This window comes from Cupriavidus sp. HY129, assembly GCF_059492215.1.
In genome coordinates this window covers 2,175,638-2,188,259 of record NZ_CP083254.1, presented here as the reverse complement: position 1 = coordinate 2,188,259, position 12,622 = coordinate 2,175,638, and the positions used below count along the sequence as shown (strand labels likewise).

General features: G+C 62.5%; 9 protein-coding genes and 6 tRNA genes. 13 read left to right on the top strand and 2 right to left on the bottom strand.

The window, feature by feature from the left end; genetic code table 11:
• Positions 1-20 precede the first annotated feature (20 nt).
• Entirely contained in the window at positions 21-911 is an 891-nt protein-coding gene (locus K6G35_RS09880; RefSeq protein WP_008641689.1) for a LysR family transcriptional regulator, read from the top strand.
• Between the two features lie 61 nt (positions 912-972).
• Here K6G35_RS09880 and fabI read toward each other — a convergent pair whose 3' ends face one another.
• A complete protein-coding gene (gene fabI, locus K6G35_RS09875; protein WP_008641690.1) occupies positions 973-1,755 on the bottom strand; it encodes an enoyl-ACP reductase FabI in 783 nt (260 codons plus the stop codon).
• A 209-nt stretch (positions 1,756-1,964) separates the two neighbouring features.
• Here fabI and K6G35_RS09870 point away from each other — a divergent pair, with 209 nt between their 5' ends.
• From K6G35_RS09870 to K6G35_RS09850, 5 genes are all read left to right on the top strand, one after another.
• A complete protein-coding gene (locus K6G35_RS09870; RefSeq protein ID WP_035882312.1) occupies positions 1,965-3,851 on the top strand; it encodes an extracellular solute-binding protein in 1,887 nt (628 codons plus the stop codon).
• An 18-nt stretch (positions 3,852-3,869) separates the two neighbouring features.
• The gene (locus K6G35_RS09865; RefSeq protein WP_008641693.1) at positions 3,870-4,919 is read left to right on the top strand and encodes a microcin C ABC transporter permease YejB; all 1,050 of its coding nucleotides are present in this window, start codon (positions 3,870-3,872) and stop codon (positions 4,917-4,919) included.
• Positions 4,916-6,046 (top strand): ABC transporter permease, encoded by a 1,131-nt coding sequence (locus K6G35_RS09860; protein WP_008641695.1) that lies wholly within the window; start codon positions 4,916-4,918, stop codon positions 6,044-6,046. The genes K6G35_RS09865 and K6G35_RS09860 overlap by 4 nt, the downstream gene beginning before the upstream one ends.
• Positions 6,043-7,692 (top strand): ABC transporter ATP-binding protein, encoded by a 1,650-nt coding sequence (locus K6G35_RS09855; protein WP_152564861.1) that lies wholly within the window; start codon positions 6,043-6,045, stop codon positions 7,690-7,692. The genes K6G35_RS09860 and K6G35_RS09855 overlap by 4 nt, the downstream gene beginning before the upstream one ends.
• A 357-nt stretch (positions 7,693-8,049) precedes the next feature.
• On the top strand, positions 8,050-8,730 hold the full coding sequence (locus tag K6G35_RS09850; RefSeq protein WP_008641698.1) for a C40 family peptidase: 681 nt from the start codon (positions 8,050-8,052) through the stop codon (positions 8,728-8,730).
• A 133-nt stretch (positions 8,731-8,863) separates the two neighbouring features.
• Here K6G35_RS09850 and K6G35_RS09845 read toward each other — a convergent pair whose 3' ends face one another.
• On the bottom strand, positions 8,864-9,814 hold the full coding sequence (locus K6G35_RS09845) for a patatin-like phospholipase family protein (protein WP_035882313.1): 951 nt from the start codon (positions 9,812-9,814) through the stop codon (positions 8,864-8,866).
• A 195-nt stretch (positions 9,815-10,009) separates the two neighbouring features.
• On the opposite strand from K6G35_RS09845, the gene gltX reads away from it, so the two are divergent.
• The 7 genes from gltX (at position 10,010) to K6G35_RS09810 (ending at position 12,471) form a co-directional block, all read left to right on the top strand.
• Positions 10,010-11,407: a glutamate--tRNA ligase gene (gene gltX, locus K6G35_RS09840; protein ID WP_495675619.1), complete on the top strand. Its 1,398-nt coding sequence runs from the start codon at positions 10,010-10,012 to the stop codon at positions 11,405-11,407.
• A gap of 208 nt (positions 11,408-11,615) precedes the next feature.
• Positions 11,616-11,691: transfer RNA gene (locus K6G35_RS09835), tRNA-Ala, on the top strand.
• Between the two features lie 7 nt (positions 11,692-11,698).
• Positions 11,699-11,774, top strand: a tRNA-Glu gene (locus tag K6G35_RS09830).
• 66 nt (positions 11,775-11,840) lie between these two features.
• A tRNA-Asp gene (locus K6G35_RS09825) sits at positions 11,841-11,917 on the top strand.
• Positions 11,918-12,067: 150 nt separating this feature from the next.
• Positions 12,068-12,143, top strand: a tRNA-Ala gene (locus K6G35_RS09820).
• 109 nt (positions 12,144-12,252) lie between these two features.
• Positions 12,253-12,328 (top strand) — tRNA-Glu (locus K6G35_RS09815).
• A 66-nt stretch (positions 12,329-12,394) separates the two neighbouring features.
• Positions 12,395-12,471, top strand: a tRNA-Asp gene (locus tag K6G35_RS09810).
• Positions 12,472-12,622 lie beyond the last annotated feature (151 nt).

Below are 12,622 nucleotides of genomic sequence, written 5' to 3'. Positions count from 1 at the left end.
GCAATGCAATTTACGCATATATGAATCTCAAACGGCTCGAACATCTGGTCGCGGTGGCGGAAGAAGGCTCACTGGCAGCAGCAGCGCGGCGGGTTCATCTAAGTCAGCCGGCGCTGACGCGAAGCATCCAGACACTGGAAGAGGAAGCGGGCGCGGTGTTGTTCGATCGCGGCACACGCGGGGTGACGCTGACCGCTGTGGGGCGCATGGTCACCGAGCGCGCCCGGCGCATCCTGTTCGAGACGCACTGCCTGACCCGCGACCTGACGCTGGTGCGGCAGCACGAGATCGGCAGCGTCCAGATCGGACTCGGCGCCTTTCCGGCAGCGATGCTGCTGCCGGAGGTGCTCTGCCTGCTGCACCGGGAGTGGCCCGGGCTGCAGATTGCGACCGAGGTCAGTGATCCTCGCGCGCTGCTCGATGCGTTGCGCGCCGAGCGGTTGGATTTCGTCGTGATCGAGCAGAGCACAGTGCCGACCCTGGCCGAGCTGGAGGTGCAGCGGCTGCCGGAGGAGTCGGCCGGTCTGTTCGTGCGGCAGGGGCATCCGCTGGCGGGGCGGCCCGTGTTGCTGCCGGCGCTAAGGGAGGCAGCGCTGGTATCGGTGGTGTTCCCGCCCGAAACGCACGAGCGGCTGCGCAAGGTGTTGCGCTGCAAGCCGGGGGAGGCGCTGCCGTTCCAGGTCGAAAGCAACGATTTCCGGGCCCTGACCTATCTCGCCAAACACACCGATGCGGTGTTGCTGGCGCCAGCGCGTGCCGTCCGCGATGAGACGGCGGCGGGGGGTCTGGTGCCGCTCGACGTTCCGGGTCTGCCCGCCATGACAATGCAGTTCGCGGTCGTGCGGCTTGCGCAGCGGACGCTCTCGCCGGCCGCCGGGCGGGCCGTGGCGGCGATCGAGGCCGTGGCCTGAAGAAAGAAAAAGGCGCCCCGTGTTGGGGCGCCTGGATCGCAGGGGCGGTGCGAAGCCCGGATCAGTCCTCGACGGCCGTGCCCACGATGTTGTAGCCGCCGTCGACATACGTGATCTCGCCAGTCACGCCGCTGGCCAGATCCGACAGCAGGAAGGCCGCGACGTTGCCGACTTCCTCGATCGTCACGTTGCGACGGATCGGTGCCACGTCTTCGAAATGCTTGAGCAGGCGGCTGAAGTCCTTGATGCCCGAGGCGGCCAGGGTCTTGATCGGACCGGCCGAAATGCCGTTGGCACGCATCCCGCGCGGGCCGACCGCCGACGCCAGGTAGCGCACGCTGGCTTCGAGCGAAGCCTTGGCCAGGCCCATCGTGTTGTAGTTCGGTACCACACGCTCGGCGCCCAGGTAGGTCAGCGTCAGCAGCGATGCCTTGTCGTTGAGCAGCGGCATCGCGGCCTTGGCCAGTGCCGGGAAGCTGTAGGCCGAGATATCGTGCGCGATTCGGAAGCCTTCACGCGACAGCCCGTCCAGGAAGTTGCCGGCGATGGCTTCGCGCGGCGCGAAGCCGATCGAGTGCACCAGACCGTCGAACTTTTCCCAGCGCTGCCCCAGTGCGGCAAACGTGGCGTCGATCTGTTCGTCGCTGCCAACGTCGCACTCATAGATCATGTCGGAGCCGAATTCCTTGGCGAAGTCCGTGATGCGGTCCTTGAATCGTTCGCCGACATAAGTGAACGCCAGTTCCGCGCCTTCACGCTTGCACGCTGCTGCAATGCCGTAGGCGATCGAGCGGTTCGAAAGCAAACCGGTAATCAGGATCCGCTTACCTGCCAGAAATCCCATAGATTCTCCAAATATGTGTGGGGCGGGCGTATTTTATGCGATGGCCCATGGCCGATGCACAATAAGCAAACTTTCCCGCTTTTGTTGCACCGCGTAGAGGGAATGTCCGGATGGCTGTTGGCCACCCGAACGCATGTAAAATTGTCGCACAACTTCGCCCGGCCACAAGCCGCCGGGCTGTCCTGAGCATTGTGGAGGTCTGCAACCGGATGCTGATTCGTGCACGTTGGCCGCTTCGGGCGGCAGGGCAGTGCTTCTGTCGACGCGCGGTAGTGCAAGGGTGGGCGGCGCTGTCGATCGTGCTGGCTTCGGGTTTTCCCTTATCTGCTTTCGCTGCCCACGGCTTTGCGCTCCACGGCGACCTCAAGTATCCGCCGGACTTCAAGCATTTCGACTACGCCAATGCCGATGCCCCGCAGGGGGGCACGCTGACGCTGGCCAACCCGGACCGACGCACCAGTTTCGACAAGTTCAACCCGTTCACCCTGAAGGGTACGTCCGCGCCGGGGCTCAACGCCCTGATGTTCGAATCGCTGCTGATCAGTAGCGCAGACGAGACCGCCAGCTCCTATGGCCTGCTGGCCGACGATGTCACGGTGGCGCCGGACGAGTTGTCGGTGACGTTCCATATTCGCCGCGAGGCACGCTTCGTCAACGGTGACCCCGTGCTGGCGTCGGACGTCAAGTATTCGTACGACATGCTGATGAGCAAGTTCGCGAGCCCGGGCTATCGCAGCATGTGCACCGATGTGAAAGCCGTGGTGGTGACCGGCGAACGCACGGTGCGATTTGACTTCAAGCAACGCAATCCCGAGCTGCCGCTGATCGTCGGCTCGCTCCCGGTGTTCTCGAAGAAGTGGACGGAGAAGGTGTCGTTCGACAAGCTGACCTTCGAGGAGCCAATCACCAGCGGACCGTACAAGATCGAACGCTACGACGCCGGGCGCGGCATCGTCTTCGCGCGCGACCCGAAATACTGGGGCAAGGATCTGGCGGTACGCCGCGGCACGTTCAATTTCGGCCGGGTGGTCTACCGTCTCTACAAGGACGAGACGGCCAAGCTCGAGGCATTCAAGGCCGGTGAGTTCGACGCAATCGTCGAATATCGGTCGAAAAACTGGGCCAAGAGTTACGTCGGGAAGCGCTTCGAGGAAGGGGAACTGATCAAGACCGAGTTCCCGCACCGCAACGGCGCCGGGATGCAGGGCTTCGTGATGAACATGCGCAAGCCGATGTTCCAGGATGTGCGGGTGCGCCAGGCGCTGATCCTCGCGCTGGATTTCGAGTGGCTGAACCGCCAACTGTTCTATGGGGCTTACAAGCGGCTCGACAGCTGGTTCTCCAACAGCGAACTGGCTGCCAGCACCACCTTCGATGGCAAGCCGGGGCCGGGCGAACTGGCGTTGCTGGAGCCGCTACGCGCCGAGTTGCCGGCCGAAGTGTTCGGCGCGGACGTCGTGCAGCCCACGACGAACCCGCCGCGCTCCCTGCGCGACAACCTGCGCGATGCGCGCCGATTGCTGGCGCAGGCGGGGTGGACCTATTCGGATGGTGCGCTGCGCAATGCCAAGGGCGAGGCGATGGTGTTCGAATTCCTGGATGACGGCGGCGCCATGAGTCGGGTTATCACGGCCTACATCCGCAACCTGGAGAAGCTCGGCATCGAGGTGAACCAGCGCACCACGGACTTCGCGCTCTACCAGAAGCGACTCGAGGATTTCGATTTCGACATGGTGTCGATCCGTTTCCCGGATTCCCAGAGCCCTGGCAACGAACTGCGCGACCGCTTCACGGCCGAAGCGGCGGGCACGCCTGGTTCCGACAACCTGTTCGGCCTGAAGTCGCCGGCGGTCGACAAGCTTGTCGACACGCTGCTGCACGCCCGGTCGCGCGATGAACTGGTCACCGCCGGCCGCGCACTCGACCGCGTGCTGATGCATGGCTACTACATCGTGCCAAACTGGTACAGTGCGTTCCATCGTGTGGCATATCGCAAGGAGATGGCGTACCCGACGCGTCTGCCGTACTACTACACGGCGGAAGGCTGGATCCTCTCCAACTGGTGGCGCAATGACCTGGTGCCAAAGACCCAGTAATCCCGAACCCGGACGGCCATGCTTGCCTATCTGTTGAAGCGCATTTTGCTGATGATTCCGACGTTGATCGGTGTCATTACGCTTACGTTCGTCGTGATCCAGTTCGTGCCCGGGGGCCCGGTCGAGCAGATGATGCTCGAGATGAAAGGGCGGGGCGGTGCAGCGGAGGCCAGCGGCGGCGGCGCCGAGTATCGCGGCCGTCGCGGCGTGGACCCGGACAAGATCAAGGAGATCCAGGCGCTGTATGGCTTCGACAAGCCGCCGATCGAGCGCTATTTCCTGATGCTCAAGCGCTTTGCAAAGTTTGACCTCGGCCAGAGCTACTTCCAGCACCGCAGCGTCTGGGAACTGGTGAAGTCGAAGATGCCGGTGTCGATCAGCCTGGGGCTCTGGACATTCTTCCTGACCTATCTGATATCGGTGCCACTGGGCATCTCCAAGGCAATCCGGGCCGGCAGCCGCTTCGACGTGATCAGCAGCATGATCGTGCTGGTGGGGTATGCGATTCCCGGCTTCGTGCTTGGCGTGCTGCTGCTGGTGCTGTTTGGCGGCGGCACGTTCGTGCAGTGGTTCCCGCTGCGCGGCCTGACCTCCGATGACTGGGACCAGTTGTCGCTCATGGGCAAGGTGATGGATTACCTCTGGCACCTGGTGCTGCCGATCACGGCATCGGTCGTGGGCAGCTTCGCCGTGGTCACCATGCTGACCAAGAATGCGTTCCTGGAGGAAATCCGCAAGCAGTACGTGCTGACCGCGCGGGCCAAAGGCCTGTCCGAGCGCCGCGTGCTCTGGAAGCATGTGTTCCGTAACGCGCTGATTCCGCTCGTGACGGGGTTCCCGGCGGCGTTTATCGGCGCGTTCTTTACCGGCTCGCTGCTGATCGAGACACTGTTTTCGCTCGATGGGCTGGGTCTGCTGTCCTATGAGGCGGTGCTGCGTCGTGATTACCCCGTGGTGCTCGGCACGCTATACCTGTTCACGCTGATCGGTCTGGTGACGCGCCTGATTTCGGACATTTGCTACGTGATGGTCGATCCCCGTATTCACTTCGAGGGGATGCATCGATGAATCCCTTCAAACGCGCCCCAATCCAGAACGGGCTGCCGCACTCGCTGTCTCCGCGCCAGCGCGCCTGGCAACGATTCCGTCGCAACCGGCTTGGCTACTGGAGCCTGATCCTGTTCGTGGCGCTGTTCGTGCTGAGCCTGTGCGCCGAGGTGCTGTCGAGCGACCGGCCGCTGGTGGTCCGCTACAAGGGCGAGTACTACCTGCCGATCGCCAAGGTCTACCCGGAAACCACGTTCGACGGCGATTTCCCGACGCGCACCGACTATCTCGATCCGTTCATCCTCGATCGAATCACGACGCATGGCAATTTCGCGATTTTTCCGCTGAACCGTTATTCGTACGATTCGATCAACTACTTCGCCAAGGAGCCGAATCCGGCGCCGCCCTCGGCGGAAAACTGGCTTGGCACCGATGACCGTGGCCGCGATGTGCTGGCGCGGTTGCTATATGGATTCCGCGTATCCGTGCTGTTCGGGCTGGCGCTGACCATCATCGGCGTGCTGGTCGGCACGCTGACGGGCGCGCTGATGGGGTTCTTCGGCGGCCGGTTCGACCTCATGTCGCAACGCGCGATCGAGATATGGGGCTCGATGCCCGAGTTGTACCTGCTGATCATCTTTGCCTCGATCTTCGAGCCGAGTCTGGCGCTGCTGATCATCCTGCTGTCGCTGTTTGGCTGGATGGGGCTGTCCGACTACGTGCGCGCCGAGTTCTACCGCAATCGCTCGCTCGACTACGTCAAGTCGGCCCGCGCGCTGGGTTTGTCCAACGTGCAGATCATGTGGCGGCATATCCTGCCGAACAGCCTGACGCCGGTGATCACCTTCCTGCCGTTCCGGATGAGCGCGGCGATTCTGGCGCTCACGAGCCTGGATTTCCTGGGTCTCGGCGTGCCGCCGACCACGCCTAGCCTGGGCGAGCTGCTGGCGCAGGGCAAGGCAAATCTCGATGCGTGGTGGATTTCCCTGTCGACCTTCGCGGTGCTGGTGCTGACACTGCTGCTGCTGACGTTCATGGGAGACGCGCTGCGCGATGCGTTCGACACGCGCATGGGCCTGGCCCAGATGCGCGGCCGCGTGGCGCCGAAGGTGCCGGCACGTGGCGGGGCAGCGGAGGCCGTCCGATGAGCCTGGCCATGACCTTTACCGAACCGGCGGCAGTGCCAGCGCCGGGTACCAAGCTAATGTGCGTGGACCGCCTGTCGGTCACCTTCGGGGAGGGCGAACACGCCACGCGCGCGGTGCGCGAAGTGAGTTTCGACCTTCGGGCCGGCGAGCGCTACGCGCTGGTCGGCGAATCGGGCTCGGGCAAGACCGTGACCGCGCTGGCGATGCTTCGACTGGTCGAGGATGCGCACTATCAGGGCTCGATCCGTTTCGAGGGCGAGGATCTGCTGCAGGTGTCCGATCGCGAGATGCGCCGCATTCGTGGGTCGGAGATCGCCATGATCTTCCAGGAGCCCATGACGGCGCTTAACCCGCTCTACACGATCGGTAACCAGATCGTGGAGACGCTGGCGCTGCACGAAGGACTGGACCGCCGGGCCGCCCGTGATCGCGCGATTGCGCTGCTCGAGCGCACCGGCATCACCGACGCGCCCAACCGTTTCAATAGCTTCCCGCACCAGTTGTCGGGTGGTCAGCGTCAGCGCGCGATGATCGCCATGGCGCTCGCGTGCCGCCCCAAGCTGTTGCTGGCCGACGAGCCGACCACCGCGCTGGACGTGACCATCCGGGCCCAGATCCTGGACCTGTTGCGGGACCTGCAGGCCGAGTTCGGCATGGCGGTGATGCTGATCACGCACGATCTGAACATGGTCAGGGCGTTCGCCCAGCGCGTGGGCGTGATGGAAAAGGGCGTCCTGGTCGAGACGGGCGAGACCACCGAGGTCTTTTCCAATCCGCACCATCCCTACACACGTAAGCTGATCGACAGTCGGCCCCGGCGCGAGGTGTTGCCGCTGGTGCCGCTGGCCCCGGTGTTGCTGGAGACCGATGCGCTGTGCGTCAACTACATGAAGAAGCGTCCTGGCATGGCGGGCTGGTTCCTCAAGGAAGCATTCCCGGCTGTGAAGGAGGTGAACCTGCAGTTGCGCGAAGGGGAAACGGTCGGAATCGTGGGGGAGTCGGGCTCGGGCAAGACGACGCTGGCGCACGCCGTGCTCGCGCTTCAGCGCAAGAGTAGCGGCACGATCCAGTTCCTGGGCCGCAGCTTCGATACCTGCACGAGCAAGGAGCGCAGCGCGTTGCGCTCGCGGATGCAGGTGGTATTCCAGGATCCGTTCGGGTCGCTGTCCCCCCGGATGACGATCGAGCAGATCGTGGAGGAAGGGCTCGCGCTGCACCAGCCGGGCCTGTCGCGCGAGGCAACGCGCGAGCGCGTGATCGAGGCACTGCGCGAAGTGGGGCTTGACCGCACCGCGCTGGGGCGCTACCCGCACGAGTTCTCGGGCGGCCAGCGGCAACGTATCGCCATTGCCCGGGTCCTGATCCTGAAACCTCAGGTGCTGGTGCTGGATGAGCCGACTTCTGCACTTGATGTGTCGATTCAGCAGCAAGTGCTGGCTCTGCTGTCACAGCTCCAACACAAGTACAACCTCAGCTATCTCTTTATCAGTCACGACTTGGCCGTGATTCGCGCCATGGCGCACCGGGTCGTGGTGATGAAGAACGGCGAGGTCGTGGAATCGGGCGAGACCGAAACGGTACTCGGCGCACCGCAGCATTCGTATACACGCAAGCTGATGGCGGCGGCCCAGCTAGGTGTGGCTTGATTTGATGTGCGTCGCATCATGCATTGACACGCCGGCGTAACATCCGCTGTTTATGCGAAAACCAAGAAACTGGATGCGTTTTTTGCGCTAGTTCGTTGATTTGCAGGCGATTTGAGGGAAATTTGTAACCATCTTTGACATGTCAAGGGCGGCTACTTTAAGATCGCCCGATAAGTTTTTTGGGGGTGGTTCGTCCGCCGCGTGAGGTCTTGGGGAAGACCGGCAGTGCACGCGGCTGGTGCGAGACGGGAGCTTTTCTACTGGCGTACTTCTTGCGTCCGATCCGCCCTGATGTTTTCACGCTGTCCGGTGATGTCTTACTCGCCGGTCAGATTTGCCCGATCATCAGGAGAACCAATGCAGCGAACGGTACTTCATTCCCTGGCGCGCGCCGCCGTTGGAATTGCCATTGTCTGCGGTGCGACTGTGTCGAATGGAGTGCTGGCGGATACGGTGTTCAAGGATACCGACGCCCGGATCGACGCCCGTGCAGATGTCACGGACGCGCATCCGGAAGGCAAGCGTGGCTTGCTGTCGTCGATGATGAACTCCACCAGCAATGTCGCCACGAAAGCTGGCGACCTGGTCATGAACGCGCTGGGTCTGATCGGTGTTCGTTATCGCTTCGGCGGTAACAGCCCTGAATCGGGTCTGGACTGCAGCGGCTTCGTCCGCTACGTGTTCAACGACACCTTCGGCTTCATGTTGCCCCGTCGCTCCGTCGAAATGAGCCAGGTTGGCGCCACGGTTGCGGCGAACGATCTGCGGCCCGGCGATCTGGTGTTCTTCAACACCATGCGCCACACGTTCTCGCACGTCGGCATCTATATTGGCGACAACAAGTTCGTGCACGCGCCGTCCACCGGCAGCAAGATCCGTGTCGATGACATGCGTGCCGCCTACTGGGTGACACGCTACAACGGCGCCCGCCGCATCGACGATTCGGCGCGTGGCTCGGTCGAGAACACCAGCAACATGATCGAGACGCTCAAGCGTTACGATCCGAATGCCCAGGGCCGCTCGCTTTACGGTGGCTAAGTACGGCGCCTAAGGTTTGCGGCTGTTGAAGCGGCAAATCCCGAAGGCAAAACAAAAAAGGACTGCTCAGGCAGTCCTTTTTTGTTGCGTGCTGTTTGGGGGAGGGTGATGTTCGGGCGCGGCGGGTCGCCGCTTATTGCGTCGCGATGGTTCCGCCCGTCGTCGGACGATTGCGCGCGGCGGCCAGCTTTTCACGCAACGCCGCTAGTACCGCAGACGTGGCCTGCTCGCCAGCCAGGATCGCCCGATTGCGCGACGTGAAATCGCTGCCGCCCATATCCGGCAGGTCGGGCCGGATCACAACGTCGGCGCGCGCCAGCGCCATCTTGTTGATCGACTGCCCCATGATGGCCGTTGTCTGCAGCAGGACGCCACTCTGCCCGCCATTTTTCTGGCTTGCCGGATCGGCGGAGATATTCACCGCGATCACGAAATCGGCGCCCATCTCGCGGGCGGCATCCACCGGTACCGGCTCCACCAGGCCACCATCGACGTAGTCGTGGCCGCCGATCGCCACCGGCTGGAATACGCCCGGGACACTGCTCGATGCACGTACCGCCTGACCGGTATTGCCACGCCGGAACAAAATCCGCTCGCCGGTCTTGAGATCCGTGGCAACGATGCCGAGCGGCAGCTTCATCGACTCGATCGGACGATTCTTGACCAGGCGGTTGACGTAGTTCTGCAGCGCCTCGCCCTTGAGCCAGCCGCCGAAGCGTGTGCCGAAGGGCAGGGCCCAGTCGGCGATGGTCGCTTCGTCCATCGTCAGCGCGAGCTTGTTCAACGTAAAGCCATCCATGCCCGACGCGTAGAGTGCCGCTACCACTGAGCCCGCGCTGGTGCCCGTGACGATATCCGGGCGAATTCCCTGGGCTTCGAGCGCCTTGATCACGCCAATGTGCGCGAAGCCACGCGCCGCTCCGCCGCCGAGCGCCAGGCCGATGCGGATGGGCCGGGGCGGGGTGGTCGCCACGGGTGGCACGGTGGCGGTGGTGCCAGGGTTCGTCGCGTCCGGCTTGGGGCCGAAGGAGCAGGCTGCCAGCAGCATCGCTGCCGAGGCGCCCAGGAAGTTTCGTCGTTGCATCGAGGAAAGGAGATCTTGCTGGATGTGACGCCGGGGGCACTGTGGGGCCCCGCATCGCGCATGGCCGAGTGTCAGACTGGCGGCAGCATAAATGATTCCACGGCGGAGATCGTATCGGGCAGCGCGTATAATGCAGCATTCCCTGACATCCGGCCTGCGCGCATCCGTGCGCGGGCCTTTTTGTTTCCCCGAACCATGACACAACGCGTCCGCACCCGCTTCGCACCGAGTCCGACCGGCTTTATTCACCTCGGCAATATTCGCTCGGCGTTTTATCCGTGGGCGTTTGCCCGCCGCATGAAGGGCGACTTCATCCTGCGTATCGAGGATACCGACGTGGAGCGTTCGACCGATGTCGCCGTCGACGTCATCCTGGAAAGCATGGCCTGGCTCGATCTGGACATCGACGAAGGCCCGTTCTACCAGATGCAGCGGATGGACCGGTATCGCGCGGTGGTGCAGCAGATGCTCGACAACGAGCTGGCTTACCACTGCTATATGAGTACCGAGGAGCTCGACGCCTTGCGCGAAGCGCAGCGTGCTGCCGGCGAAAAGCCGCGGTACAACGGTTTCTGGCGTCCGGAGCCGGGCAAGGTGCTGCCCGAGCCGCCGGCTGGCGTGCAGCCCGTGGTGCGATTCAAGAACCCGATCGGCGGCAGTGTGGTGTGGGACGACGCTGTAAAGGGCCGCATCGAGATCTCGAATGATGAACTCGACGATCTCGTCATCGCCCGCCCCGATGGCACGCCGACCTACAACTTCTGCGTGGTGGTGGACGACCTCGACATGAAGATCACCCACGTGATCCGGGGCGATGACCACGTCAACAACACGCCGCGACAGATCAACATTATCCGCGCCCTGGGTGGCGAGGTGCCGGTCTACGCCCACCTGCCCACCGTGCTCAACGAGCAGGGCGAGAAGATGAGCAAGCGCCATGGCGCGCTGCCCGTCACGGGATATCGGGATGAAGGCTATCTGCCGGAGGCTGTCCTGAACTACTTGGCGCGACTGGGCTGGGCGCACGGCGACGCTGAGATCTTCTCGCGCGAACAGTTCGTCGAGTGGTTCGATCTGGAGCACCTGGGCAAGTCCCCGGCGCAATACAACCCGGAAAAGCTGGCGTGGCTCAACAACCACTACATCAAGGTTGGTGACAACACGCGTCTGGCAGATCTGACGCGTCCGTTCATCGAGACGCTCGGCGGCAAGGTCGAAGGCGCGAACCTGGTGGACGTGATCGCGCTGGTCAAGGACCGCGCGAACACGCTGAAGGAAGTGGCGCAGACCGCGATGCTGTTCTATCGCGGCGAGCCGCAGGCCGATGCGGCGCTGAAGGCCGAACACCTGACGGACGAGATTCGCCCCGCGCTGCAGGCACTGGCCACGCAACTCGCGGCGCTGCCGGAGTGGAAGCGCGAAGCGATTGGTGCCGCGTTCAAGGCAGTGCTGGCCGAGTTCGGCCTGAAGATGCCGAAGCTGGCGATGCCGGTGCGCCTGCTGGTGGCGGGGCAGTTGCAGACGCCGAGCATCGACGCGGTGCTTGAACTGTTCGGTCGCGACACGGTGCTGCGCCGTCTGGCTGCAGCGTAAAAAACTGCTGAAAAAGTCTCGGCTGGGGCTTGCGCTCTGGTCGAGACTTCAGCATAATCTCGTTCTCCCCGCTGCACGACGCGAGTCAAGCGGAACGGTTGAAAAATCGAACGGGGCTTGCAAAACGGTGAGAATGCTTTATAATCGCCGCTTCGCCAGAAACGCAGTAAATCTGGTGAGCAAGATTGCAGTAAATGGCAGTAACTATGGGGCTATAGCTCAGCTGGGAGAGCGCTTGCATGGCATGCAAGAGGTCAGCGGTTCGATCCCGCTTAGCTCCACCAAGTTTCTGTCCCCTTCGTCTAGAGGCCTAGGACATCACCCTTTCACGGTGAGTACAGGGGTTCGAATCCCCTAGGGGACGCCAGATGTTGGACGTAATCAAACGTCCAGTTGGCTGTCCGGAGCGAAGCTTCGGATAGCAACCGACAAAGGAGCGGTAGTTCAGTCGGTTAGAATACCGGCCTGTCACGCCGGGGGTCGCGGGTTCGAGTCCCGTCCGCTCCGCCAGACTGAGCCCGCTTGGGTGAAACCAAGCGGGTTTTTATTTGGGTGAGAGGTGATTATCTGATAATCACCTTTCGATTTACCCGAGGCAAATTTTCAGCCTCAAAAAATCAAAGATGATCGTGCCACAGTAATGGGCTGCGATTATAATTTGGGGCTATAGCTCAGCTGGGAGAGCGCTTGCATGGCATGCAAGAGGTCAGCGGTTCGATCCCGCTTAGCTCCACCAGAATTTCCGAGGCACGGATGCAGTAAAAAAGTGCCTCAGATTGCGAAATCTCTGCTAGAATGGCGGACTTCGCAGCAGTAGACGGAAACGTTGCTTGCAAATAGTTTCTGTCCCCTTCGTCTAGAGGCCTAGGACATCACCCTTTCACGGTGAGTACAGGGGTTCGAATCCCCTAGGGGACGCCAGATGTTGGACGTAATCAAACGTCCAGTTGGCTGTCCGGAGCGAAGCTTCGGATAGCAACCGAAAAAGGAGCGGTAGTTCAGTTGGTTAGAATACCGGCCTGTCACGCCGGGGGTCGCGGGTTCGAGCCCCGTCCGCTCCGCCAAATTAGAAATGCCCGCGCAAGCGGGCATTTTTTTCGTCTGTACGAAACGGAGCGAGCCATCTGCGCGGCACCTGGCCGGACTCGCAGAGATTCGCTTGCAAGCGAATCCGCAGCCTGTGGGATGTAGCCGAGTCCCGTCCGCTCCACCAAA